Here is a 24,861-nt window from a genome sequence, read left to right as displayed (position 1 = left end):
TCCCGAGCCCTCCAATTTCGATTGGGGGGCTCGGGCATTTTTGTATGTAGGGATTATGCGGGGACGTTTTCAATTTCAATACTGAAATTGAAAACGTCCCTTTTTAATTGAAAAGCGCCGGCATCGTGCGGCTTCTCTCCAATTCCAACAATGCACGCTTTCGGTCCAGGCCGCCGCCGTACCCGGTGAGGCTGCCATTCGCGCCGATCACCCGATGACAGGGCACGATGATGCCGATCGGATTGTGCCCGTTGGCCAGGCCGACGGCTCGCGATGCGGATGGTGAACCGATCTGACGCGCGATCTCTCCATATGAGCAGGTTTCGCCGTAAGGAATCGTCCGTAGTGCCTCCCACACGCGGCGCTGAAACTGCGTCCCCACCATGTCGAGCTCGAGGTCGAATTCCGTACGTTCGCCGGCGAAGTATGCGGACAGTTGGTCGGCGGCGTCGGAGAATGCCGTGTCATCGGCCTCCCAGCCTTCGCGGCTCGGTTCGTAGGTCTGGTCGACCATCCGTAGGTGCATGAGCTTTCCATCCCGGCCGGCCAGCGTGAGAAGGCCGACCGGGCTGTCCATGGTGCGGTAGTGCAGTGTCGTCATGACTTCTCCTGTCGATCGTGCGGGGGCCATTCGTTCACCGCGTGGTCCAGTGTGGTCCACAGGTGTTGTGTCGCGTATGCGCGCCATGGCCGCCATCTGGTGCTGTGTTCGACGAGCCTGTCAGGGGCCAGGTCCAGATGGTCCGCGGCCGCGCGTACGCCGAGATCGGTGGCGGGGAAGGCATCTGGATCACCGAGGCCGCGCATGGCGATCACCTCCGTGGTCCACGGCCCCACCCCGGGGAGCGCGAGCAACTGCTCGCGCGACCTCTCCCAGTCGCATCCCGGATCGAGGACCAGATCGCCATCGGCGATCGCCGACACCAGGGCCGTGACGGTCCGCTTCCTGGAGGCCGGCATGGCCAGATGACCGGGATCCAGGGCGGCCAGGTCGCTGATGCTGGGAAACACGTGCGTCAACCCTCCGGCCTCGTCGGAGACGGCGGTCCCATAGCCGGCGACGAGGCGTCCGACATGGGTGCTCGCCGCCTTGATCGACACCTGCTGGCCGATCACCACTCGGAGTGCGAGCTCGGATTCGTCGACGGTGCGGGGGATACGTTGTCCTGGCGCCTTGGCGACCACCGCGGCGAGCCGCGGATCGGACTGGAGCGCCTCCACCACCGCTTCGGGATCGGCGTCGAGATCCAGCAGGCGCCGGCACCGTGCGATGGCGGCCGACAGGTCGCGGAAGTCTTCCAGGACCAACTGGCAGCGGACATGATCGGGCTGCGGAGTCAGGCCGACCACGCCGTGGCCGTGCGGCAGCCGCAGGGTGCGCCGGTACTGCCCGTCGCGCACCTCCTCCAACCCCGGCACCGCACTGGCCGCGAGATGCCCGAACAACCCTTCGTAGGCGAAGGGAGTTCGTACCGGCAGTCGCAGTGACAGAACGCCGGGGGCAGCGGAGGCATCGGCGGCGAATCGGTTGCGGGCCCGCAACCGCAGCTGGGTCGGCGTCAGATCGCAGACCGCCCGCACGGTGTCGTTGAACTGTCGGATGCTGGCGAATCCCGCGGCAAACGCGACGTCGGCGAACGGCAGCTCGGTGGTTTCGATCAACACCCGCGCTGTCTGGGTGCGTTGCGCCCGGGCCAGAGCCAGGGGATTGGCCCCCAGCTCGGCCTGCATGATGCGTTGCAGCTGCCGGCTCGTGTAGCCGACGCGGGCCGCCAGCCCCGTCACTCCGTCGCGGTCCACGGTGCCGTCGGCGATCAGCCGCATGCATCGCGCAACGATGTCGCCGCGCACGTTCCATTCGGGGGAGCCTGGCGAGGCGTCGGGGCGGCAGCGCTTGCAGGCTCGGAAGCCGGCTGCCTGGGCGGCGGCCGCGGTCGGATAGAACCGCATGTTGCGGGCGAACGGTGGCCGTACCGGACAGCTGGGGCGGCAATAGATGCCTGTGGTGAGCACGGCGGTCACGAACCAGCCGTCGAACCGTGCGTCCTTGGACTGGACTGCCCGGTAACAGCGGTCGAAATCCTCGTGCATGTATTCCACGATGGCACGGCATCCGGCGCTTCACTAGCGGAAAAGCGACATGGTCGTGGGAGCGTGCTCGTGGCTAGACTGCGACCTGTGGCCGAGCTGGTGCAGCACTACCTGGACCGGATCCGTGCCGAGCAGATCGAACTACGTGACGGCGCGCTGGCGAGCTATATCCCTGAACTCGCCAAGGTGGACCCCGAGGGCTTTGGGCTGAGTTTGTCGTCCTCGGACGGATTTGTCTACGAATCGGGCGACACCGCAGTGGAATTCACCATCCAGTCCATCTCCAAGCCGTTCACGTACGCGCTCGCGCTGGACCAGATCGGCCAGGATGCCGTCGACGCCAGGATCGGCGTCGAACCCTCGGGTGAGGCGTTCAACGAGATCAGCGTGGACGACGTGACCAAGACGCCGAAGAACCCCATGATCAACGCTGGTGCCATCGCGGCGGTTTCGCTGATCCCGGGGGCCAGTGCCGATGAGCGGTTCGACCGCATCCACGAGTTCTATTCGGCATGCGCGGGCCGGCGACTCGAGATCGACATGGATGTGTACGCCTCGGAGAAGGCGACGGGCAACCGCAATCGGGCGATCGCGTACATGCTGACCAGTTTCGGTGTGCTGGACGGCGATCCGGACGACGTCCTCGACGTGTACTTCCGCCAGTGTTCGGTCAAGGTGACCAGTACCGACCTGGCCCGGATGGCCGCCACGCTGGCCCGGGGCGGGTTCAACCCGTTGACCGGGCGGCGCGTCATCGATGCGAACGTGGTTCGGCGCACTCTCAGTGTGATGGTGACCTGTGGGATGTACGACGCGACAGGCGATTGGGTCAGCGCCGTAGGGCTGCCCGCCAAGAGCGGGGTCGGCGGCGGCATCGTGGCGGTACTGCCCGGCCAACTCGGCATCGGTGTCTACTCGCCGCGTCTGGATTCCCGTGGTAACAGCGTGCGCGGGGTACATGTGTGCCGCAACCTTTCCTCGCAGTTGGGACTTCACTTCCTCACGGTCGGCCGTGAGTCGTCGTCGACGTTGCGAGCGGCGTACCCGGTCAACCCGGGCATTCGGGTCTACGAGGTTCAAGGCGATCTGTTGTTCGCCGGTGCCGAGCAGGTGTTACGGACCGCCGAGCACGATCGTGGCGAGTATGACGTCGCCGTGCTGGACGTGACCCGGGTCGACGACATCAACGATGCGGCACGCGGCATGCTGACCGGGATGCGGGCCAGCCTGGCCGCCACGGGCAAGGAGGCCTATCTCGTCGACCCCGACGGCCGCGTGGTGCCTGCCGACCGGCGCGACGACTATGACGGCGTCGTGTTCCGCACTCTCGACGAGGCGGTCGAAGCAGCGCGGCAGTGGGGCGCGGGTTAGACCGGTACGGCCACGCGGGTCGGCTCGCCCAGCCCCCGCAGGGTGACCGATTCGCCCAGCGACCAACGGGCCCTTTCGGTTTCGGACGCATTGGCGATGGTGTCCGATGATGCCACCAGGTGCCCGGGCACCTGTTTGGAGAAATCGCACAACCGCGCGGCCTCGTTGACCGGCTCTCCGATCACGGTGTACTCGAAGCGCTGCTTGGCCCCGACGTTGCCCGCCACCACTTGACCGGCGGCCACCCCGATCCCTGCCTCGAGCTCGGGTACCTCGACACGCAGCCGCTGCGCGATCGCCCGTGCGGCTCCCAGGGCTTCGTCCTCGGCGTTGGGCAGCGAGACCGGCGCACCGAACACCGCGAGTATGGCGTCACCCTCGAACTTGTTGACCAGGCCGCGGTGATTGTCGACTTCGTCGACGATGACGGCGAAGAAGCGGTTGAGCAGATCGACCACCTCGACCGCGGGCCGCGTTGTGACCAACTGCGTCGAGCCGATGACGTCCACGAAAATCACTGCGGCGTGGCGCTCCTCGCCGCCGAGGACGGGCTTCTCCTGCTCAGCCAGTGCGGCGACCTCGCGGCCGACATGTCGGCCGAACAGATCGCGGACCCGTTCGCGCTCGCGCAGGCCGTGCACCATCGAGTTGAATCCGCGTTGCAGCTGGCCCAGTTCGGTGCCGTCGAACACCACGAGGTTGGTGTCCAGATCACCTTGTTCGACACGGTTGAGGGCCGCGCGCACCACTCGGATCGGGGTCGCGGTCAGATACGACAGAATCCACATCAGCAGGAATCCGAACACCAGCGCAAACGAGCCGAGACCGATGACGGCGTAGGCGAATTGGACCGGTGTCAGGTTGTTGAGCGTCACGGCGAACACCGCGGCCAGCATGATGCCGAGGATCGGCACCCCTGAACTCAGGGCCCACACCACCATGGTGCGGCCCATGATGCCCGGAGCCAGCCGGACCGGTGGCGGGCCGGCCTCCAGCGCCTGGGCGGCCACCGGCCGCAGTGCGAACTCGGTGAACAGATGGCAGCTGACCGACACCACGATGCCCGGGAAACTGATGCCCAGCAGGAACTTCGGAATGTAGTTGGTGTCGACGAGACCGTAGAGCGTCGTCAACAGTGCGGTGCCCACCCCCCACAGGAACAGCAGCACGCGGGTGAGCCGGAACGGGGCGAAGAATGTGTTCCGCTGATCCGCGACGGTGGGTGGGCGCTCCTCGATCGCCCAGCGCACGTTGTCGATCACCCGGGTCGTCGCCCAGAACACCCCGACGATCAACGCCGAGGCCATGTAGATGGGCGCCACGATGAAGGTGATCCAGCGGACCTGCGGATCGAAAACATCCGGAGACGGGAACAACAGCGTGACGATGATCATCGAGATGCCGATACCGAGCAGGTTCACCAGGATCACGAACGTCGTGAGAATGACCTGGATACGTACCCTGCGCCGGCGCTGGCTCTCCGATACCCGCCCCAGCACCCACGATCCGTACTCCGGGGTGATCGGGATCCGGCTGTTCTGGCGGGTGACACCTTCAAGGACGCGGCCCAGCCGTCGTGCCAGCGATTTGTCGGAGTTCATTGTGGCGTCAGCCTAGTTCGTTGCGGATGCCCTTAAGGTGGATCGGGTGCGCCTCGTGATTGCCCAGTGCACCGTCGACTACGTCGGGCGGCTGACCGCTCATCTCCCATCGGCCCGCAGGCTGTTGTTGTTCAAGTCCGACGGTTCGGTCAGTGTCCATGCCGACGATCGCGCCTACAAGCCGCTGAACTGGATGAGCCCGCCGTGCTGGCTCGTAGAGCAGGACGGCGAGGGAGCACTGGTGTGGGTGGTCGAGAACAAGGCCGGCGAGCAGCTGCGCATCACGGTCGAGGACGTCGAGCACGACTCCAGCCACGAACTCGGTGTCGATCCCGGCCTGGTGAAGGACGGCGTGGAGGCACACCTGCAGGTACTGCTGGCCGAGCACGTCGAGCTGCTGGGCGCGGGCTACACATTGGTGCGCCGTGAGTACCCGACCGCGATCGGCCCGGTCGATCTGATGTGCCGTGACGAGCTGGGCCGCTCGGTGGCCGTGGAGATCAAGCGCCGCGGGGAGATCGACGGCGTCGAACAGCTGACGCGTTACCTCGACCTGCTCAACCGCGACACCGTGCTGGCCCCGGTGGCCGGGGTGTTCGCCGCCCAGCAGATCAAGCCCCAGGCCCGAACCCTCGCCAATGATCGTGGAATCCGTTGTGTGACTTTGGATTATGACCAGATGCGGGGCATGGACAGCGACGAATACCGGCTGTTCTGATGCGCCGCCGGCCCCGCGAACACCGCCGGCTGGCGCCCTTGCCGCCGTCACGCCGGGTCGAGACCGGGCCCGACGGTTACGACTACGAGGTGCGGGTGGTCACCGCATCGCGTGCGGTGAAGGTCTATCGATGCCCTGGGTGCGACCACGAGATTCGCGTGGCTACCGCGCACGTGGTGGTGGTACCGATCGATGTCGGCGATGTCGATGATCGCAGGCATTGGCACACCGCCTGCTGGGCGAATCGGGCCAATCGCGGCCCGACGAGAAAGTGGTCTTAGTGCTCTGAATCCGCGGCAGGTTCGACCAGCTCGATCAGCACGCCGCCGGCATCCTTGGGGTGGATGAAGTTGATCCGCGAATTCGCGGTGCCCTTGCGGGGGGCTTCGTAGAGCAGCCGCACGCCCTGGCTGCGCAGGCGCTCACTCAGTGCGTCGATGTCGCTGGTCCGGTAGGCCAGTTGCTGCAGGCCGGGGCCGCTGCGGTCGATGAACTTGGCGATCGTCGACTTCTCGTCCAGCGGGGCCAGCAGCTGGATCTGGGCACTGCCCTTGGGCGCGCCGCGCACCGAGAGCATCGCCTCGCGTACACCCTGCTCTTCGTTGATCTCCTCGTGGAGGACGATCATGCCGAGGTTGTCGTGGTACCACTTGGCGGCGGCATCCAGATCGGGAACGGCGATACCGACATGATCGATCGCCGTCACCAGCGCCGAGGCGAGTGTGGGACGGGCATCAACCTGATCGGCGGTCATAACGTAACGGTAACCTCAACCTGAACGTTTGCGTATGTGTGATCGCCCACACAGCTCTTGGACACGGCTTTGGAGGTAGGAAATGACTGCGGAAAATCGCACGTCGGTGATCGTTGCTGGAGCGCGTACTCCGGTTGGCAGATTGATGGGCTCGCTGAAGGATTTTTCCGGCAGTGACCTGGGCGCGATCGCGATTCGCGGCGCCCTGGAGAAGGCCAAGGTCGATGCTTCGCTGGTGGACTACGTGATCATGGGTCAGGTGCTGACCGCAGGGGCCGGTCAGATGCCCGCTCGCCAGTCCGCGGTGGCCGCCGGCATCGGCTGGGACGTACCCGCGCTGAGCATCAACAAGATGTGCCTTTCCGGCATCGATGCCATCGCCCTGGCCGACCAGCTGATCCGCGCCGGTGAGTTCGACGTCGTCGTCGCCGGAGGCCAGGAATCCATGAGCCAGGCTCCGCACCTGCTGCCCAAGAGCCGCGAGGGCTACAAGTACGGCGATGCGACGCTGGTCGACCACCTGGCCTACGACGGTCTGCACGACGTGTTCACCGACCAGCCCATGGGCGCGCTCACCGAGCAGCGCAACGACGTCGACAAGTTCACCCGCGCCGAGCAGGACGAGTTCGCCGCCCAGTCGCATCAGAAGGCCGCCGCGGCGTGGAAGGACGGGGTGTACGCCGACGAGGTGGTGCCGGTGTCGATTCCGCAGCGCAAGGGTGACCCGATCGAGTTCGCCGAGGACGAGGGCATCCGTGCCAACACCACAGCCGAATCGCTGGGTGGTCTGCGTCCTGCCTTCCGCAAGGACGGCACCATCACCGCCGGGTCGTCGTCGCAGATCTCCGACGGCGCGGCCGCGGTCGTGGTGATGAGCAAGGCCAAGGCGCAGGAGCTGGGCCTGGACTGGCTGTGTGAGATCGGTGCGCACGGTGTGGTGGCCGGTCCGGACTCCACGCTGCAGAGCCAGCCGGCCAACGCGATCAAGAAGGCCGTCGAGCGTGAGGGCATCAGCGTCGATCAGCTGGACGTGCTCGAGATCAACGAGGCGTTCGCTGCGGTTTCGCTGGCCTCGACCAAGGAGCTGGGCGTCGACCCGGCCAAGGTGAACGTGAACGGCGGCGCGATCGCGATCGGTCACCCGATCGGCATGTCGGGTGCCCGCATCACGCTGCATGCCGCGCTGGAACTGGCCCGCAAGGGTTCCGGCTACGCCGTGGCCGCGCTCTGTGGCGCCGGTGGCCAGGGCGATGCGCTGATCCTGCGTCGCTGACAGCTATCAACGACGGCGTGTAGTAGCTGGCCGTCCGGTCCGGCACAATGGCGGCCATGACACGCTCCTTCGACCTGCGCACGGTTTCGGGCTGGTTCCGGCTCATCGCTCTCGCTGAGGCGGTGAGCTGGGCCGGTCTGCTGGTCGGCATGTACTTCAAGTACCTGGGCAGTCCCCGCACCGAGATCGGAGTCAAGGTGTTCGGCCCGATTCACGGTGGCGTTTTCGTCGCCTTCGTGGTGGCCGCCGTGCTGGTCGGCATTGCCCACAAGTGGGGCGTGGGCACCTGGATTCTGGCGTTGCTGGCCAGCATCGTGCCCTTGGGCAGCGTGATCTTCGTCATATGGGCAGACCGGACCGTCCGCCTCGCTCCGGTGGACGGTTCTGCCCTGGTGCCCCAACCGGGCGGCGCCGTGCCCGAAACAACGTGACAGACTTGGTGGCGTGACTCGTCCACGACCTTCTGTCGGGCCGGCGCTGGCCGGCGCGGTTGACCTCTCGGCACTCAAGCAGCGGCCCGCGACGGGCGGTGCGGGCGGTGGCAGCCCAAGCGCCGCCGGCGGCCCCAACGTCACAGAGGTCAACGAAGCCAACTTCGAAGCCGAGGTGCTGGTCCGCTCGGGCCAGGTACCGGTGGTGGTGCTGCTGTGGTCGCCGCGCAGCGATTCCAGTGCCGCGCTGGGGGACACCCTGGCGGGTCTGGCTGCGGCCGACAACGGCAAGTGGTCCCTGGCACTGGTCAACGTCGACACCACCCCGAGGGTGGCGCAGATGTTCGGCATCCAGGGCGTGCCCACCGTAGTTGCGCTCGCCGGGGGACAGCCGATCGCCAGCTTCCAGGGCGCTCAGCCGGCTGACGAACTTCGTCGCTGGGTCGATTCGCTGCTCGAGGCGACCGCGGGCAAGCTGCCCGGGTCCGGTTCCGGTGACGATGAGCCAGAGCAGGTCGATCCGGAGCTGGCCGCGGCCAGGGCCCACCTGGACGAAGGGGACTTCGACGCAGCGGCTGCCGCCTATCAGGCGATTCTCGACGCACAGCCCAACCACACCGAGGCCAAGGGCGCGGTGGGGCAGATCGCGTTCCTGCAGCGGGCAAGCGCACAGCGCCCTGACGCGGTGGCCGCTGCCGACGCAGTTCCCGACGACATCGAGGCGGCATTCGCCGCTGCTGACGCCGAGATTCTGGCCCAGAACGTGTCCGCGGCCTTCGATCGGCTCATCGCGCTGATCAAGCGCACTGCGGGCGACGACCGGACGAAGGTCCGCACCCGGCTCGTCGAGCTGTTCGACCTGTTCGACCCGGCCGATCCCGAGGTGGTCGCCGGCCGTCGCAATCTGGCCAACGCGCTGTACTAGAGCGCCTCAGGCGGGCTCGAACCACAGCATCGCCAGCGGCGGCAGCACCATCACCGCCGAGGCCGGGCGGCCGTGCCACGGTTCGTCGGTGGCCTGCACCGCGCCGAAGTTCCCGATGCCCGACCCGTTGTAGATGGTCGCGTCGGTGTTCAGCACCTCCTGCCAGGCACCGGCGTGCGGCAGTCCCAGCCGGTACTGGCTGTGCTCGCTGCCGGCGAAGTTGACCACACACGCCAACACGGAACCGTCGGCACCGAACCGCAGGAAGCTCAACACGTTGTTGGCCGAGTCGTTCGCGTCGATCCAGGAGTAGCCCTCGGGGCTGGTGTCGCGGCTCCACAGCGCCGGGTGGCTGCGATAGATCGCGTTGAGATCGCGCACCAACCGCTGCACGCCGCCGGAGAAGCCCTGCTCGTCGAGTTGAAACCAGTCCAGCCCGCGCTCTTCCGACCACTCGGCCCGCTGGCCGAATTCCTGGCCCATGAACAACAGTTGCTTGCCCGGGTGGGCCCACTGATAGGCCAGCAGGCTGCGCAGTCCCGCGGCCTTGGCATGGTCGCCGCCGGGCATCCGGGTCCAGAGCGTGCCTTTGCCATGCACGACCTCGTCGTGGCTGATGGGCAGCACGTAGTTCTCGCTGAAGGCGTACAGCATCGAGAACGTCATCTCGTGGTGGTGATAGCTGCGGTGCACCGGGTCATGGCTGACGTAGTCGAGCGTGTCGTTCATCCAGCCCATGTTCCATTTCATCGAGAAACCAAGGCCGCCAAGGTTGGTCGGGCGGGTCACACCGGGCCAGGAGGTCGACTCCTCGGCGATGGTGACGATTCCCGGTGTCACCTTGTGCACGGTGGCGTTCATCTCCTGCAGGAACTGCACCGCCTCCAAATTCTCCCGGCCACCGTGGATGTTGGGCGTCCAGCCGTCAGCGGGGCGGGAGTAGTCGAGATAGAGCATCGAGGCCACCGCGTCGACGCGTAGTCCGTCGACGTGATACTCCTTCAGCCAGTACAACGCGTTGGCGACCAGGAAGTTGCGCACTTCGGGCCGGCCGAAGTCGAAAACGTAGGTGCCCCAATCGAGCTGCTCGCCGCGGTGCGGGTCGGAATGTTCGTAGAGCGGGGTGCCGTCGAAACGGCCCAGCGCCCAGGCGTCCTTGGGGAAGTGGGCCGGCACCCAGTCGACGATCACTCCGATCCCGGCCCGGTGCAGCGAATCCACCAGGAACCGAAAGTCGTCGGGAGTTCCCAGCCGGGACGTCGGGGCGTAGTAGGAGGTCACCTGGTAGCCCCACGAACCACCGAACGGATGCTCGGCCACCGGGAGCATCTCGACGTGGGTGAAGCCCTGTTCCACAACGTATTCGGTCAGTTCGGTGGCCAGTTGCCGGTAGCTGAGCCCCGGGCGCCAGGACATCAGATGCACCTCGTAGGTGCTCATCGGTTCGAACACCGGGTTCTGCGCAGCGCGCCGCGCCATCCACTCGCCGTCGTTCCAGGTGTAGGAACTGGTGGTGACCCGGGATGCGGTTTGCGGAGGTACCTCGGTGGCGAAAGCCATCGGGTCGGCGCGGTCGGTGGTGCCCCCGCCGGCGCCGTGCACGCGGAACTTGTACAGACCGTCGGCAGGGAAGCCGGGCCAGAACAACTCCCAGACCCCCGACGAGCCCAGCACCCGCATCTGCGCCTCGTTGCCGTCCCAGTGATTGAAATCACCGATCACGCTGACGCCCTTGGCGTTCGGGGCCCACACCGCGAAGGACACGCCGTCCACGACGCCATCGGGAGTGGTGAAGCTGCGCGGGTGCGCGCCCAGGATCTCCCACAGACGCTCGTGGCGTCCCTCGGCGAACAGGTGAAGGTCGAGTTCGCCGAGTGTTGGCAGGAACCGGTAGGCATCCGCCGTGGTGTGGGTGAAGATCGATTCGTCCGCGCCGGGATAGCCGATTTCCAGACGGTAGTCGGCCAGGTTGGTGAATGGAACGGACACCGCGAAAAGCCCGGAGTCGATGTGCTGCATGGGGAATCGGTCACCCCCGATCACCACCACGACCTTGGAGGCGTGTGGGCGATAGGCCCGGATCACGGTCCGGCCGCTGTATTCGTGGGCGCCGAGCACCGAATGCGGATCGTGGTGCTGTCCGATCAGCAGCCGCTGGATGTCGGATGGGTCGGGCCGCAGTTGTAGGTCGGTGAGGTGGTTGCTTCTCGTCATTTCGTTCTCATTCCCTGCGTAGCAAGCCCAGTCGTTGCTCATAGGGTACGAGTGGCATGTTCAATACGTGCGCCACCGCCTTGGCGGGATCGATGCGGACGTAATTCGACTGCCCCCATTGGTATTCCTCGCCGGTGATCTCGTCGCGTACCCAGAACCGGTCATGTGATTCCATACCCAGTGCCTCCATGTTCAACCACAACATGGCTTCCTCGGCGCTGAACGGGTTGAGCGTGACCACCACGAGCACGGCGTCTCCGGTGATCGGGTCGAACTTGCTGTAGGCCAGCAGTGCGTCGTTGTCCACGTGGTGGAAGGTGAGGGTGCGCAGCTGACGCAGGGCCGGGTGCAGGCGCCGGATCTCGTTGAGACGGGTGACAAAAGGCTCGAGCGAACGCCCCTGGGCAAGTGCTGCCGCGAAGTCGCGGGGACGCAGCTCGTACTTCTCGGAGTCCAGATACTCCTCGCTGCCCTCGCGGACGGCCCGGTGCTCGAACAGTTCGAAGCCGGAATACATGCCCCACGAGGGGCTCATGGTCGCGGCCAGCACCGCGCGGATCGCGAACATCCCCGGACCACCGTGCTGCAGTGACTCGTGCAGGATGTCTGGGGTGTTGACCCACAGGCTGGGCCGCGCGCTGTCGGCGTTCGCGGTGATCTCGTTGCCGAATTCGGTGAGCTCCCACTTGTTGGTGCGCCAGGTGAAATACGTGTAGGACTGGGTGAAGCCGCGTTTGGCCAGCCCGTAGAGCCGGGCCGGCCGGGTGAACGCCTCGGACAGGAACAGTACGTCCGGATCCTCGTTCTTCACCTCCGCGATCAGCCAGACCCAGAAGTTCGGCGGTTTGGTGTGCGGGTTGTCGACGCGAAAGACCTTGACGCCATGTGAGATCCAGAAGCGCACCACCCGAAGCACCTCGTGGTACAGCCCGGCGGGATCGTTGTCGAAGTTGAGCGGATAGATGTCCTGGTACTTCTTGGGCGGGTTCTCCGCGTAGGCGATGGTGCCGTCCGGCAGTACCGTGAACCACTCCGGATGCACGGCGGCCCATGGATGATCCGGCGCGCACTGCAGCGCCAGATCCAGTGCCACCTCGACGCCCTGCTTGCGGGCGGCGGCCACGAAGGCATCGAAGTCGTCGATCGTGCCGAGCGCGGGGTGCACGGCGTCGTGGCCGCCCTCGTCGCTACCGATCGCCCACGGCGACCCGACGTCGTCGGGCGCGGCGGTCACCGCGTTGTTGCGGCCCTTGCGATGCACCTTGCCGATGGGGTGGATGGGCGGCAGGTAGACGATGTTGAAACCCATGCGGGCGATCCGGGCGAGCTGCTCGGCGGCGGTCGCGAACGTTCCGTGCACCGGATGTCCGGCTTTGTCCCAGCCGCCGGTGGACCGCGGGAACATCTCGTACCACGAGGAGAACCGGGCCAGCGGCCGGTCCACCCAGACACCGTATTGCTCACCGCGGGTGACCAACTCGCGTAGCGGGTACTGGTCGAGCAGTTCGGTGACCTCTTCGGACAGCGCTGCACCGGCACGAAGGAACGGATCTCCGGGGACACGCAGCGCCGCGGCCGCCTCGATCAAGGGGTCACGCAGTTTGCGGGGCACCCCGGCGGCGGCGCGCTCGAGAAGGCGTGCCCCGACCAGCAAGTCGTTGGACAGCTCGGCCTCACTCTGACCGGCGCGCAGCTTGGCCTCGACAGCGTGACGCCAGGTGGCCAGAGGATCGCCCCAGCCGTCGACCCGGTACGTCCACAGCCCGACGCTGTCGGGCGTGAATTGGCCGTGGAAGACATCGGGTGTGCGCCCGGTGGACATCGGCAGGGCCTGCGGCTTGATGCGCTGTGAAGGACGCACCCCAGGGTTGGTGGGCAACACGGTGTCGATCGGCGCCGGTAGGGCAGCGGTACCGGGTCCCGTGGCCAGCCGCGGGTAGTCGGTGCCGAGATAGCGCACCACCAGCGTGGCCGCGACTGCGTCATGGCCTTCGCGCCACACCGTGGCCCGTACCGGGACCACCTCGCCGACGACGGCTTTTGCCGGGAACTGCCCGCCGAACACCACAGGCGCGACATCGTCGATTCCGATACGACCGGCCACGCATCCACTCCTCACGTCGTCTCGATCAAGCGGCTGTCTGTGTTCACTCGCCTTGTCGCGTCTGATACCCACCGTAGTGGGCTGCCCAATCTCGCGGGCGTTAAGCACGACCTGACCGCTGCTTGTGGCGATGCCGCTCACCGCTGCACGAACCGGAATTGTCAGTAAGGTTGGATCGCGTGAAAGCCCTCAGAAGGTTCACCGTCCGCGCGCACCTTCCCGAGCGGTTGGCGGCGCTGGAACGGCTGTCGATCAACCTGCGCTGGTCGTGGCACAAGCCCACCCAGGATCTGTTTGCTGTCATCGACGCCGACCTGTGGGAGCAGACCAACGGCGACCCGGTGGCGCTCCTGGGGGCGGTCAGCCCGCAACGCCTCGACGAACTCGCCGGTGACGAATCGTTCCTGGGCCGACTGGACGAGCTGACCGCGGACCTGGACAACTATCTGAGCCGCCCGCTGTGGTACCAGCAGCAGATCGCCGACGGGGTCGCGATGCCCAAGGGCATCGCGTATTTCTCGATGGAGTTCGGTGTCGCCGAGGTATTGCCCAACTATTCGGGCGGTTTGGGCATCCTGGCCGGTGATCACCTGAAATCCGCATCGGATCTCGGGCTGCCGTTGGTCGCGGTGGGCCTGTACTACCGCTCGGGGTACTTCCGGCAGTCCTTGACCGCCGACGGTTGGCAGCATGAGACCTATCCGTCGCTTGACCCGCAGGGGCTACCGTTGCGGCTGCTCACCGATGCGTCGGGCGCGCCGGTGCTGGTGGAGTTGGCGTTGCCGGATGCGCGCGAACTGCGGGCCCGGGTCTGGATCGCGCAGGTGGGCCGGATTCCGCTGCTCCTGCTCGATTCCGACGTTCCGGAGAACGAGCACGAACTGCGCGGGGTCACGGACCGGCTGTACGGCGGCGATCAGGAGCACCGCATCAAGCAGGAGATCCTGGCCGGTATCGGCGGTGTGCGTGCGATCCGCGCCTTCACCGAGATCGAGAACCTGCATGCCCCTGAGGTTTTCCACATGAACGAGGGCCACGCCGGCTTCCTCGGGGTCGAGCGGATCCGCGAACTGGTGGCGGCGGGGCTGGATTTCGACACCGCATTGACCGTGGTGCGGTCGTCGACGGTGTTCACCACGCACACCCCGGTCCCGGCCGGTATCGACCGGTTCCCGGTCGAGATGATCAGGAGTTACTTCGGCAGCCCGCCCGGCGGTCCGGCCGACTCCCGGTTGCTGCCCGGTGTGCCGCTGGAGCGGGTGGTCGCGTTCGGTGCCGAGGACGACCCGTCGAAGTTCAACATGGCGCACATGGGTCTGCGACTTGCGCAGCGGGCCAACGGGGTGTCGCTGTTGCACGGCCAGGTCAGCCGGGGCATGTTCAATGACCTATGGCCGGGATTCGACCGGGCCGAGGTGCCGATCGGATCGATCACCAACGGTGTGCATGCCCCCACCTGGGCGGCCCCGCAGTGGCTGGCCCTGGGACGGGAGCTGATCGGCTCGGAGGCGGCGGAGCCGGCGGTGTGGGAGCGGCTGCAGGAGGTCGAACCGGCGCACATGTGGTGGATCCGCTCCCAGCTGCGCGAGACGCTGATCGGCGACGTGCGCGACCGCCTGCGCCGTTCCTGGCTGGAGCGCGGCGCATCCGAGGCCGAACTGGGCTGGATCGCAACGGCTTTCGATCCGTCGGTGCTGACCGTCGGGTTCGCCCGACGAGTGCCCACCTACAAGCGGCTGACCTTGATGCTGCGGGACCCGGAGCGGCTGGAGAAGCTGCTGCTCGACGACAAGCGGCCGGTCCAGTTGATCGTGGCGGGCAAGTCGCACCCGGCCGACGACGGTGGCAAGGCGCTCATCCAGCAGATCGTGCGGTTCGCCGACCGGCCCGAGGTCCGGCACCGGATCGCGTTCCTGCCGGACTACGACATGTCGATGGCGCGGCTGTTGTACTGGGGTTGCGACGTCTGGCTCAACAATCCGCTGCGGCCGTTGGAGGCCTGCGGTACATCGGGGATGAAGAGCGCGCTCAACGGCGGGCTGAACCTCTCGATCAGGGACGGCTGGTGGGACGAGTGGTACGACGGCGAGAACGGGTGGGAGATCCCGACCGCCGACGGAGTGGCCGACGAGGCCCGCCGCGACGATCTGGAGGCCGCGGCTCTCTACGACCTCCTCGAACACGCCGTGACACCGAAGTTCTACGAGCGCGACGAGCACGGAGTGCCGACCCGCTGGGTCGAGATGGTGCGTCACACGCTGCAGGTGCTCGGACCGAAGGTGCTGGCCTCGCGCATGGTGCGGGACTACACCGAGAAGTACTACCTGCCTGCGGCGCAGTCGTTGCGCCAGACCGTCGAGGCCGCTTCGGGGGAGCCGTTCGGTGCGGCCCGGGAGTTGGCCGATTACCGGCGGCGTGCCCAAGAGGCCTGGCCGAAGATCCAGATCACCGATGTGGACAGCTACGGCTTGCCCGATACGCCGCTGCTGGGGTCGCAGTTGACGCTGACCGCCACGGTGCAGCTGGCCGGGCTGCGTCCCGACGAGGTGACGGTGCAGGCCGTGCTGGGCCGGGTGGACGCAGGCGACGTGATCCTGAATCCGGTGACCGTGCCGATGGCGCACACCGGTTCCGCCGACGGCGGTACCGAGGTGTTCTCGACCAGCACTCCGCTGCCGGTGGCCGGGCCGGTGGGGTACACCGTCCGGGTGTTGCCGCACCATCGGCTGTTGACCGCTGACAACGAGCTCGGCTTGGTGGCGCTGGCTTGAGTAGAGCGCTCAAAGTTCAGCTCGACGGCGGACCGTACGCGCTGGCTGCCGGAAGCGACGGCGCGATGTGGGTGACCCTGGTGCACGGTGGCGCCGTCGCGCGGGTTTCGTGCACCGGTGAGGTCAGCACGTACTCGGTCGGAGAGTGCTCACGTCCGTCGATCATCGCGGCAGGACCGGACGGGGCGCTGTGGTTCACCCGGTCCGGCGACGATCGAATCGGCCGGATCAGCACCGCGGGGGAGTTGAGCTCGTTCGAATTGCCCGAGGGCAGTGCACCTTTCGGTATCACTGCGGGCCCCGACGACGCATTGTGGTTCACCACGATGTCGTCGGGCGAGATCGGCAGGATCGGCACCGACGGTGAGATCAGCACTGCGGCCACGGTCGGCGGGATGCCGTCGATGATCACCAAGGGGCCCGATGACGCGTTGTGGTTCACGCTCAATGAGACCGGCGCGGTGGGCCGGCTGACCGTTGACGGGACCCTCAAGGTACGCGAATTGCCTACCGCCGCAGCAGGTCCCGTCGGCATCGCGGCCACCCATGATGACGCCGTGTGGTTCACCGAGATCCGTGCCGACAAGGTCGGCAGGATCCCGGTCAATGACGCCATCCAGGAGTTGGACCTGCCGGGCAAACCACATGCGGTGGTGGCCGACCCGACCGACGGAGTGTGGGTCAGTCTGTGGGGTGCGGATCAGATCGCCCGGATCAGCGGGGACGGGGACGTGGTGACCATCGATCTGCCGTCCGGCAGCGAACCGCACGGGTTGGCGATCGGTCCCGACGGCGCCTGCTGGGTGGCGCTGGAGTGTGGGTTCGTCCTGAAAATGCCCACCTGAGTGCGCGGGGGCGCTGACGGTCGGGTAAGTACATGGGCAGTCTTGTTCCCTCCGGGAACGTGGCGATACGTTCCCGCGCGGAACGGTAACGGGAGGCCGCCTGTGTTGATTCGCTCCTTCGGACTGCTCGCTGCGGTGTCCCTGGCCTGCGCGGCGTCGGTGGCACCGGCGTGGGCCGATCCCGTCGTCGCTCCCGATGTCGAGGTCGTCGCCGACGTGGTGCCCGCACCGGGCGAGCCGGGCGCCGCCGACCTCGTCGAATCGACCCCGCCGGCAAACCTCAAGACTCCCGATGGCTGGAATCTGACGGTGTCGGCCAGTGACGAGACGCAGGCCGTGGTGGCGCCTCTGACGACCGCGATATCCTCGCGCGAATATGTGGTCGGCGGCACGTACCGCGGAGCGATGTCCGGTCCCGACGGCGGTGACCCGCGCGGCACCCTGGAGGCGGGCTATCAGATCGGCTGCGGCATCGACATGAGTACCTCCAACGGCGTCTCCTTGACCGGCACCGCCGGACTCAACTCGTCCATCGGGCTTCTCGGCACCGACGTGGTCTCTCCCTGGCCGGAGGGCATCCTGCCGGGGGTCGGCGCGAACATCGGCGGCGGTATCACGATCGGCCTCAAACCCGGCATCATCAACCTCATCCCGGTGGCCAAGAAGGAGTTCAAGGGCACCGCGCCGTGGGTGATGATCAGCAACTTCCGGGTGAAGATCGACGGCTGTGTGGGGCAGTCGTTCATCCGGTCCTATGCCGTGCTGACCCGGTCCACCGACGAGTCCGAGGCGGTGCTGGCCTGGTACGGCACCACGAAGGTTGTTTAACCCCTAAGCGAACCGCTTGAGGCAGCGTTCCTCGTCACCGAGGATGCCGACCCGGAAGGCATCGATTCGGGCGAAGCCCGACGGCACTGACTCGCCGTTCACGTCGCTGGCCGCCAGCCCGTTGGTGAGGATGCCCGATACCGCCTCGTCGACATCGCCTGCGGTCAGCAGGATGGTGTCACCATTGGGCAGGTTCACCGGTTTGATCATCTTGGCTGTGGCCACCCCGGTCAGGCAGGCGGTGCGCAGCGCTGCCTCGGCGTTGTCGAGCACCAGGCCGCGGGCGTGCTGCAGGGCCAGCGTGTAGCGGGAGATCAGCACGGAGAAGGCGGTGTTGTCACCGCCGGCCAGGTCGCCGACGTCGACCTCGTCGGATGGTGCTGCGAGCGCTTGCAGTTCGGCCAGGTCGACCACGATGGTGTTGGTGTCAGGGCAATAGGAGGCCGGCGGGCTGGGCCGCGCGCTCGGACAGTCCACTGCGGCGTCGGGCCGGAAGTCGAGCTGCGGGGGATCGCCGGGTTTGAAGATGGTGTTGAGCGCGTCGATCATCGAGCGCACCCAGTGTTCGGTGATGTCCAGGTCGCCGCTCTGGTCCTCGGGGAGCAGGACGGGAAGGTCACCGCGCCGCTGGTTGATCTCCTTGAGGTCGATGGCGGCACAGGCCGCGGGGCCGTCGGTGAACCCGAACTGGAAGGCCGAGATCCGTTCGAACGCCGAGCCGTGCTCGTCGATCCCGACCTGGGCCTCAGCCTCGGTGAGCAGCGGATCCCGGAACGCGATGACGGCGGCGAGCAGCTTGTTCAGCCCGTCCGCGGTGCTGAGCGCGAACCGCTGGGAATCGCCCTGGGCCACCCATCGCATGTAGGTGCCGGCCAGGCAGTCGGCCTGCTGTTCGGCGACCAAGGTGGGTGTCTTGCGGTTGATCAGTCCGGCCTGCTGCTGGATCGCATGGCCGTACTCGTGGGCGAGCACCATGACGGCTCCCATGTCGCCGTTCTGCCGGCGCAGGCCGGGCATCAGCACGCCGCGGTCCCAACCGATGGTCCGATCCGGTTTGCAGAATGCGGCGTTGACCAGTCCGTAGGTCTCCATGCCGCAGAACCCGCCGTCGAAACTCTCGGCGTCCCAGGAGATCAGCGCGCGCACCGGTTGGAACTCACCGTCGAACGCCTCTGAATAGGCGCTCGACCAGAACTCTTCGAGGTCACTGACGGCACTGGCGGCGAGGTTGTCGATCTTGCCCCCGTCGGTGTTGTTGACCTTGCGCGAGGGCTTCTCGGCATCGGGACGCAGTCCGCTGGAACCGTCCGTCGCGGGCATGCCGGCGACCGAGAAGGGATCGCTGAACACCGACACCGCCGTGCCACCCACCAGGGCTGAACAGGAGACCAGCGGCAACGCCGTGCACACCGCGAACGCGATGCCGAACAGGGCGCGTCGGCTCATATGGATGCCTTCCGGTGCACTCTGGCGGCCAGCTGTCCGCGGGTATGCCGCACACACTAGTTAACTCAGCGCGCACAGGGTGCGATATCAGCCCGCGCCCCGAAGCCGCTTCAGCGACTGTCGCACCCGGTCAGGGTCGGTGGTGGACCAGAACGGCGGCAGCGACGAACGCAGGTAGCCGCCGTAGCGGGCGGTCGCCAGTCGCGAGTCCAGCACCGCGATAACCCCGCGGTCGTCGGTGTGACGCAGCAGCCGGCCAGTGCCCTGGGCCAGCAACAGTGCGGCGTGGTTGGCGGCGATCGCCATGAAGCCGTTGCCGCCGTGCGCGCTGATCGCCCGCTGCCGCGCGGTCAGCAACGGATCGTCCGGGCGTGGGAACGGAATCCGGTCGATCAGGACCAACGACAGCGACGGCCCCGGGACGTCCACGCCCTGCCACAGTGACAGGGTGCCGAACAATGAGGTCTCGGGATCATCGGAAAACTGTTGCACCAAAGCCGAAGTGGTGTCTTCACCCTGGCAGAGCACCGGGGTGGACAGCCGTCCTCGCATGACCTCGGCGGCGGCCTTGGCCGCGCGCATCGACGAGAACAATCCCAGGGTGCGGCCACCGGCCGCGGTGATCAGGCCCTCGATCTCGTCCAGTGTCCGGGTATCGGTGCCGTCCCGCCCGGGCGGTGGTAAATGCTTGGCCACGTAGAGGATTGCCGATTTGGCGTGGTCGAAGGGTGACCCCACATCGATACCGCGCCATCTCGGTTTGGCGGGCGCGCCGGCCCCACCCGGTTTGGCCGGCCCGCCGGCGTCACCCGGTTTGGCCGGCCCGCCGGCGTCGGCGAAGCCGCCCAGCCCCCAGTTGCGCGCCATCGCGTCGAAGTTCCCGCCGAGGGTGAGGGTCGCCGAGGTCAGCACCGCGGTGGTGTTGGCGAACAGTCTGGTGCGCAACAGGCCCGAGACCGACATCGGGGCCACCCGCAGCAGGGACCGCCCGGGTCGAGGAGCCCCTGTGTTTCCGGCGTTCGATCCCTCGGACTGCTCCACCCAGACCACGTCGACGCGATCGGGGATGGGCGGCACGAACGAGGTGAGGATCCGGGTGGCGGTGTCGCTGACGTCGTTCAGTGCGGTGACGACCTCGGTGCGCGCCGAGGCGGCCTGGGGGTCGCTGGGGGTGGTGTCGATCGCTGTGCGCGCCGCATTGGCCGCGTCGCGCAATGCGGTCAGGTAGGTACCCAGTTCCTCGTCGAGCACGTCGATGCGACCGGCGTCGAGTTCGTGCAGCATCGAGGACAACGTCGCGACGGCGGCCTCGAAGCGCTGCGCCAGTTCGTCATCCACCAATCGCGCCATCCTGCGGTGTGCCACCGCCATGGATGTCGCCGAGAGTTCGGCGGTGGCCACCGCGGTCACCCGGTCGGCCAGTTCATGGGCCTCGTCGACCACGAGCAGTTCGTACTCGGGCAGCACCGAGAAATCGGAGAGTGCGTCGATGGCCAGCAGCGCGTGATTGGTGACGACGACGTCGGCGGCACCGGCCTTCTCCCGGGCCCGCTCGGCGAAGCAGTCGGTACCGAACTGGCAGCGCGACACCCCGATGCACTCACGTGCCGACACGCTGACCTGAGACCAGGACCGGTCCGGCACACCGGGAGTCAGCTCGTCGCGGTCACCGGTCTCGGTGTCCGAGGACCACTCCGTCAGCCGCTGCACATCGCGGCCCATGGCGCTGATCGCCATCGGCGAGAACAACTCGTCCTGGGGACGGTCGGCCGGCTCGTCGGCCGCTCCATTGTGAATCTTGTTGAGGCACAGGTAGTTTCCCCGGCCCTTCAGCAACGCGAACGTGGGCTTGCGGGGCAGCGCGTCGGCCAGCGAGTTCACCAGCCGGGGCAGATCGCGGTCCACGAGCTGACGTTGCAGCGCGATCGTGGCGGTCGAGACCACCACCGGCTGCTCGGTCTGCAGGGCGCGCGCGATCGACGGCACCAGGTACGCCAGCGATTTGCCGGTGCCGGTGCCGGCCTGCACGGCCAGGTGCTCACCGGACTCGAAGGCGTTGGCGACCGCCTCGGCCATCTCCACCTGGCCCGAACGGCTGGCGCCGCCGAGCCCCTTGACGGCGATCTTGAGGAGATTGGTCACCACGTTGGCCACCTCGCGGGATGGCTTCGATTTGGTCGTCATGACTGGATCGGCACAACGCGGGTGGGGATGGCCGGCTCGCCGCGGGACAGTTTGAGCCCGTCCCATGGCAGGCTGTGCAGCCCTGCGGCGACCCGCTCACGTGCGGCGGCCAGGTCGGTGGCGGGGTGGTGTCCTGCGACAGGGACTCCACCGGCCACCAGCGGGACGGTGAGCGGGCGGGCGACGAGTCCCGATGTCTCCAGCGGCTCCTGACCGTACGGGTAGACCACTTCCTCGACGACCGTGCCCGAGGCCTTGGCGAGCCGAGCGGCCTGCTTGCGGCCACCGTGGGACTCCTTGCGGCTGCTGCGCTTGGCCACCGGCATCCCGTCGACCTCGACCAGCTTGTAGACCATGCCCGCGGTCGGCGCGCCGGAGCCGGTGACCACCGAGGTGCCGACCCCGTAGCTGTCGACGGGCTCGGCGCGAAGTGCTGCGATGGCGAACTCGTCCAGGTCTCCGGAGACCACGATCTTCGTGTTCGTGGCACCGAGGTCGTCTAGCTGCTGGCGCACCTGGCGGGCCAGCACACCCAGATCGCCCGAGTCGATGCGCACCGCGCCCAACTGTGGGCCGGCCGCCGCGATCGCGTTGGCCACGCCCGCGGTGATGTCATAGGTGTCCACCAGCAGGGTGGTGCCGACGCCGAGGGCCGCCACCTGGCCGCGGAACGCGGCCTGCTCGTCCGGTCCAGATTGCGTGGTGTGCAGCAGCGTGTAGGCGTGCGCCGCGGTGCCCAGTGCGGGTACCCCGTAACGCTGCTGGGCAGCCAGATTCGACGATCCGGTGAAGCCGGCCAGGTAGGCCGCGCGGGCGGCGGCCACGGCGGCCAGCTCATGGGTGCGCCGCGAGCCCATCTCGATCATCGGCCGGCCGTGGGCCGCGCTGGCCATCCGGGCCGCTGCCGACGCGATCGCCGTGTCGTGGTTGAGGATTGAGAGCACGAGGGTCTCCAGCACCACGCACTCGGCGAAGGTCCCGTGTACCGAGAGCACCGGGGAACCTGGGAAGTAGAGCTCGCCCTCGGTGTAGCCGTCGATGTCACCGCTGAACCGGTAGGCCGATAGGAAATCGAGTGTCGTCGTGTCCAGAAACTCCGAGAGTGCGCTGAGTTCGTGGGAGGTGAACGTGAACTCTGCCAACGCTTCCACCAACCGTCCGGTGCCGGCGACCACGCCGTAGCGCCGGCCTTCGGGCAGCCGGCGGGCAAAGACTTCGAATGTGGTGCGGCGGTGCGCCGTGCCATCGCGCAGCGCGGCCGCGAGCATCGTCAGCTCGTACTTGTCGGTGAGCAACGCGACGGTCACACCAGCAACCGTAGCTGTTCGCAGCTGTTTCAATATCGCGGCACCCCTGCCGGTATTGTGGGCCCATGGTTACACCGGCGAAGGCCCGACCGGGGACCCGCGAGGAGCGCAGCGTCGAGGCGGCGCCACGGGAAGATACAGCCACCGAAAGCCCGTGGGTGACCATCGTCTGGGACGATCCGGTCAACCTGATGAACTACGTCACCTACGTGTTCCAGAAATTGTTCGGATACAGCGAGCCGCACGCCACCAAACTCATGCTGCAGGTGCACAACGAGGGCAAGGCCGTGGTGTCGGCAGGCAGCCGCGAGTCGATGGAGACCGACGTGTCCAAACTGCACGCCGCCGGGCTGTGGGCCACCATGCAACAGGACCGCTGATCGACTGTGCGCAAATGGAAAAGGGTCGAGACCGCCGACGGTCTGCGGTTGCGCTCGGCGTTGGAGGCCCACGAGGCCGCATTGCTGGCGAGCCTGGGAACATCGATGCTCGGGATGCTCGAGGAGCGCGGATCGTCCGGGCCCACAGACGAACTCGAGATGATCACCGGCATGAAGACCGGCAATCCGCAGGCGCCCGAGGACGCCACCATGAAGCGTCTGCTCCCGGATTTCTATCGGCCGCTGACTGAGCATCCCGCCGGTTCGGGCACTGCAGAGAGCCTCAACAGCGCGCTGCGCGGACTTCACGAACCTGCCATCATCGATGCCAAACGCGAAGCGGCCCAACGTTTGTTGGACACCATTCCCGATGGTGGCGGCAAGTTCGAATTGACCGAGGACGACGCCGAGGCGTGGGCCGCCGCGGTCAACGACATCCGTCTGGCGCTGGGCACCATGCTCGACATCGGCGCGCAGGGTCCCGAGCAGTTGCCCGCCGAGCATCCGATGGCCGGGCACGTCGACGTCTACCAGTGGCTGACCGTGCTGCAGGAGTACCTCGTCCTCAGCCTGATGGGGAGATAAGTCCGATGGGTTCGATCACCGACGTCGGCGGCATCCTGGTCGGCCACCACCACCGCATCGACCCCGACGCGACGTTGGGCTCGGGGTGGGCGTCGGGATCGACGGTGGTGCTGGCCCCGCCGGGGACCGTCGGCGCCGTCGACGGACGCGGCGGCGCCCCGGGTACCCGCGAGACGGACCTGCTCGACCCGATCAACACCGTGCGCCACGTCGACGCCGTGGTGCTGACGGGTGGCAGTGCCTACGGTCTGGCCGCCGCCGACGGGGTGATGACCTGGCTGGAGGAGCAGGGCCGCGGCGTGGCGATGGACGGCGGGGTGGTGCCGATCGTGCCTGCCGCGGTGATCTTCGATCTGCCCGTGGGCGGCTGGGCCAACCGGCCGACGGCGGAGTTCGGCTACGCGGCCGCGGCGGCGGCCTCAACGGAGTTCGCGCTCGGGACCGTCGGCGGCGGTGTCGGTGCGCGGGCCGGAGTCCTCAAGGGGGGTGTCGGCACCGCTTCGGTGACCTTGGACTGCGGGGTGACCGTGGGTGCCCTGGTCGTGCTCAACGCCGCCGGTGACGTGGTGGATCCGGCCACCGGTCTGCCCTGGATGGCGGCGCTGATCGAGGAGTTCGGGCTGATCGCCCCGCCCGCCGATCAGCTCGCCGCCTACGGCGATCGACACACCGAGCTGGCTCCGTTGAACACCACCATCGCGGTGGTCGCCACCGACGCCGAGCTCAGCCCTGCCGGGTGCCGTCGGGTGGCCGTCGCCGCGCACGACGGACTGGCCCGGACCATCTCGCCGTGTCACACCCCGCTGGATGGCGATACGGTGTTTGCGCTGGCGACCGGCGCGGTGACCGTCGAGCCAGACGAAAACACACCGGTGGCGATGTCGCCGGAGACGGCACTGGTCACCCGGGTCGGGGCGGCCGCGGCGGAGGTGCTCGCCCGCGCCGTGCTGGTCGGGCTGCTGGCCGCCGAGCCGGTGGCCGGAATACCGACCTACCGTGACATGTTGCCGGGAGCGTTCGAATGAAGGAGTTG

General features: G+C 67.2%; 21 protein-coding genes. 12 read left to right on the top strand and 9 right to left on the bottom strand.

The window, feature by feature from the left end; genetic code table 11:
• Nucleotides 1-103: 103 nt before the first annotated feature.
• Both EH231_RS12290 and EH231_RS12285 read right to left on the bottom strand, forming a co-directional pair.
• Nucleotides 104-601, bottom strand: coding sequence for a methylated-DNA--[protein]-cysteine S-methyltransferase (locus EH231_RS12290; protein WP_090434869.1), 498 nt, complete (start codon nt 599-601; stop codon nt 104-106).
• Nucleotides 598-2,091, bottom strand: coding sequence for a DNA-3-methyladenine glycosylase 2 family protein (locus EH231_RS12285; protein ID WP_124714260.1), 1,494 nt, complete (start codon nt 2,089-2,091; stop codon nt 598-600). The genes EH231_RS12290 and EH231_RS12285 overlap by 4 nt, the downstream gene beginning before the upstream one ends.
• Nucleotides 2,092-2,178: 87 nt before the next feature.
• On the opposite strand from EH231_RS12285, the gene glsA reads away from it, so the two are divergent.
• Complete coding sequence (gene glsA, locus EH231_RS12280; protein ID WP_124712495.1) at nt 2,179-3,462, top strand: glutaminase A; 1,284 nt, start codon at nt 2,179-2,181, stop codon at nt 3,460-3,462.
• Here the strand turns inward: glsA and EH231_RS12275 are convergent.
• Entirely contained in the window at nt 3,459-5,063 is a 1,605-nt protein-coding gene (locus tag EH231_RS12275) for an adenylate/guanylate cyclase domain-containing protein (RefSeq protein ID WP_090434875.1), read from the bottom strand. The genes glsA and EH231_RS12275 overlap by 4 nt on opposite strands.
• Nucleotides 5,064-5,109: 46 nt before the next feature.
• Between EH231_RS12275 and nucS the strand changes: the two genes are divergently transcribed.
• Together nucS and EH231_RS12265 are read left to right on the top strand one after the other, a co-directional pair.
• Nucleotides 5,110-5,781: an endonuclease NucS gene (gene nucS, locus EH231_RS12270; protein WP_090435294.1), complete on the top strand. Its 672-nt coding sequence runs from the start codon at nt 5,110-5,112 to the stop codon at nt 5,779-5,781.
• The gene (locus EH231_RS12265; RefSeq protein ID WP_090434878.1) at nt 5,781-6,062 is read left to right on the top strand and encodes an Rv1322 family protein; all 282 of its coding nucleotides are present in this window, start codon (nt 5,781-5,783) and stop codon (nt 6,060-6,062) included. Before nucS ends, EH231_RS12265 begins: the two co-directional genes overlap by 1 nt.
• On the opposite strand, the gene mce is transcribed toward EH231_RS12265, so the two are convergent.
• On the bottom strand, nt 6,059-6,535 hold the full coding sequence (mce, locus tag EH231_RS12260) for a methylmalonyl-CoA epimerase (protein WP_090434880.1): 477 nt from the start codon (nt 6,533-6,535) through the stop codon (nt 6,059-6,061). The genes EH231_RS12265 and mce overlap by 4 nt on opposite strands.
• An 82-nt stretch (nt 6,536-6,617) precedes the next feature.
• Here mce and EH231_RS12255 point away from each other — a divergent pair, with 82 nt between their 5' ends.
• Genes EH231_RS12255 through EH231_RS12245 form a run of 3 tightly spaced genes read left to right on the top strand, consistent with a single transcriptional unit; the run spans nt 6,618 to nt 9,164 of the window.
• Nucleotides 6,618-7,808, top strand: a complete 1,191-nt coding sequence (locus EH231_RS12255) for an acetyl-CoA C-acetyltransferase (protein WP_090434884.1) — start codon at nt 6,618-6,620, stop codon at nt 7,806-7,808.
• A gap of 47 nt (nt 7,809-7,855) precedes the next feature.
• Nucleotides 7,856-8,239: a DUF3817 domain-containing protein gene (locus EH231_RS12250; RefSeq protein WP_090434887.1), complete on the top strand. Its 384-nt coding sequence runs from the start codon at nt 7,856-7,858 to the stop codon at nt 8,237-8,239.
• A gap of 13 nt (nt 8,240-8,252) precedes the next feature.
• A complete protein-coding gene (locus EH231_RS12245; RefSeq protein WP_124712494.1) occupies nt 8,253-9,164 on the top strand; it encodes a tetratricopeptide repeat protein in 912 nt (303 codons plus the stop codon).
• A 6-nt stretch (nt 9,165-9,170) separates the two neighbouring features.
• Here the strand turns inward: EH231_RS12245 and glgB are convergent, their stop codons facing one another.
• Both glgB and EH231_RS12235 read right to left on the bottom strand, forming a co-directional pair.
• Nucleotides 9,171-11,378 (bottom strand): 1,4-alpha-glucan branching protein GlgB, encoded by a 2,208-nt coding sequence (glgB, locus tag EH231_RS12240; protein WP_124712493.1) that lies wholly within the window; start codon nt 11,376-11,378, stop codon nt 9,171-9,173.
• Between the two features lie 7 nt (nt 11,379-11,385).
• Nucleotides 11,386-13,482 (bottom strand): alpha-1,4-glucan--maltose-1-phosphate maltosyltransferase, encoded by a 2,097-nt coding sequence (locus EH231_RS12235; protein ID WP_124712492.1) that lies wholly within the window; start codon nt 13,480-13,482, stop codon nt 11,386-11,388.
• Between the two features lie 179 nt (nt 13,483-13,661).
• On the opposite strand from EH231_RS12235, the gene EH231_RS12230 reads away from it, so the two are divergent.
• The 3 genes from EH231_RS12230 to EH231_RS12220 all read left to right on the top strand — a co-directional run bounded on the left by EH231_RS12230 (nt 13,662) and on the right by EH231_RS12220 (nt 17,926).
• Nucleotides 13,662-16,253, top strand: coding sequence for a glycosyltransferase family 1 protein (locus tag EH231_RS12230; RefSeq protein ID WP_090434898.1), 2,592 nt, complete (start codon nt 13,662-13,664; stop codon nt 16,251-16,253).
• Nucleotides 16,250-17,098, top strand: coding sequence for a Vgb family protein (locus EH231_RS12225; RefSeq protein WP_090434901.1), 849 nt, complete (start codon nt 16,250-16,252; stop codon nt 17,096-17,098). The genes EH231_RS12230 and EH231_RS12225 overlap by 4 nt, the downstream gene beginning before the upstream one ends.
• A gap of 102 nt (nt 17,099-17,200) precedes the next feature.
• Nucleotides 17,201-17,926: an MspA family porin gene (locus tag EH231_RS12220; RefSeq protein WP_090434904.1), complete on the top strand. Its 726-nt coding sequence runs from the start codon at nt 17,201-17,203 to the stop codon at nt 17,924-17,926.
• A gap of 3 nt (nt 17,927-17,929) precedes the next feature.
• Here EH231_RS12220 and EH231_RS12215 read toward each other — a convergent pair whose 3' ends face one another.
• The 3 genes from EH231_RS12215 to EH231_RS12205 all read right to left on the bottom strand — a co-directional run bounded on the left by EH231_RS12215 (nt 17,930) and on the right by EH231_RS12205 (nt 22,863).
• Entirely contained in the window at nt 17,930-19,372 is a 1,443-nt protein-coding gene (locus EH231_RS12215; protein WP_124712491.1) for a neutral zinc metallopeptidase, read from the bottom strand.
• Between the two features lie 87 nt (nt 19,373-19,459).
• Nucleotides 19,460-21,556 carry an ATP-dependent DNA helicase gene (locus EH231_RS12210; protein ID WP_124712490.1) on the bottom strand — a complete coding sequence of 699 codons (2,097 nt, stop codon included), beginning with the start codon at nt 21,554-21,556 and terminating at the stop codon, nt 19,460-19,462.
• On the bottom strand, nt 21,553-22,863 hold the full coding sequence (locus EH231_RS12205) for a nicotinate phosphoribosyltransferase (protein WP_124712489.1): 1,311 nt from the start codon (nt 22,861-22,863) through the stop codon (nt 21,553-21,555). The genes EH231_RS12210 and EH231_RS12205 overlap by 4 nt, the downstream gene beginning before the upstream one ends.
• A 65-nt stretch (nt 22,864-22,928) precedes the next feature.
• On the opposite strand from EH231_RS12205, the gene clpS reads away from it, so the two are divergent.
• The 3 genes from clpS to EH231_RS12190 are packed head-to-tail and all read left to right on the top strand — an operon-like array spanning nt 22,929 to nt 24,853.
• A complete protein-coding gene (clpS, locus tag EH231_RS12200; RefSeq protein ID WP_090434916.1) occupies nt 22,929-23,243 on the top strand; it encodes an ATP-dependent Clp protease adapter ClpS in 315 nt (104 codons plus the stop codon).
• 6 nt (nt 23,244-23,249) lie between these two features.
• A complete protein-coding gene (gene aosR / locus EH231_RS12195) occupies nt 23,250-23,828 on the top strand; it encodes an oxidative stress transcriptional regulator AosR (RefSeq protein WP_090434919.1) in 579 nt (192 codons plus the stop codon).
• Nucleotides 23,829-23,833: 5 nt separating this feature from the next.
• A complete protein-coding gene (locus EH231_RS12190; protein WP_090434922.1) occupies nt 23,834-24,853 on the top strand; it encodes a P1 family peptidase in 1,020 nt (339 codons plus the stop codon).
• Nucleotides 24,854-24,861: the final 8 nt, after the last annotated feature.

Source organism: Mycolicibacterium nivoides (assembly GCF_003855255.1).
Lineage (GTDB): Bacteria > Actinomycetota > Actinomycetes > Mycobacteriales > Mycobacteriaceae > Mycobacterium > Mycobacterium nivoides.
This window is presented reverse-complemented; position numbering and strand designations above follow the sequence as displayed.

Bases quoted from the DNA above. Each gene is read 5' to 3' on its own strand.
- EH231_RS12290 (WP_090434869.1), bottom strand. From the start codon at position 601: ATGACGACACTGCACTACCGCACCATGGACAGCCCGGTCGGCCTTCTC.
- EH231_RS12285 (WP_124714260.1), bottom strand. From the start codon at position 2,091: ATGCACGAGGATTTCGACCGCTGTTACCGGGCAGTCCAGTCCAAGGAC.
- EH231_RS12275 (WP_090434875.1), bottom strand. From the start codon at position 5,063: ATGAACTCCGACAAATCGCTGGCACGACGGCTGGGCCGCGTCCTTGAA.
- EH231_RS12265 (WP_090434878.1), top strand. From the start codon at position 5,781: ATGCGCCGCCGGCCCCGCGAACACCGCCGGCTGGCGCCCTTGCCGCCG.
- mce (WP_090434880.1), bottom strand. From the start codon at position 6,535: ATGACCGCCGATCAGGTTGATGCCCGTCCCACACTCGCCTCGGCGCTG.
- EH231_RS12255 (WP_090434884.1), top strand. From the start codon at position 6,618: ATGACTGCGGAAAATCGCACGTCGGTGATCGTTGCTGGAGCGCGTACT.
- EH231_RS12250 (WP_090434887.1), top strand. From the start codon at position 7,856: ATGGCGGCCATGACACGCTCCTTCGACCTGCGCACGGTTTCGGGCTGG.
- glgB (WP_124712493.1), bottom strand. From the start codon at position 11,378: ATGACGAGAAGCAACCACCTCACCGACCTACAACTGCGGCCCGACCCA.
- EH231_RS12215 (WP_124712491.1), bottom strand. From the start codon at position 19,372: ATGAGCCGACGCGCCCTGTTCGGCATCGCGTTCGCGGTGTGCACGGCG.
- EH231_RS12210 (WP_124712490.1), bottom strand. From the start codon at position 21,556: ATGACGACCAAATCGAAGCCATCCCGCGAGGTGGCCAACGTGGTGACC.
- clpS (WP_090434916.1), top strand. From the start codon at position 22,929: ATGGTTACACCGGCGAAGGCCCGACCGGGGACCCGCGAGGAGCGCAGC.
- EH231_RS12190 (WP_090434922.1), top strand. From the start codon at position 23,834: ATGGGTTCGATCACCGACGTCGGCGGCATCCTGGTCGGCCACCACCAC.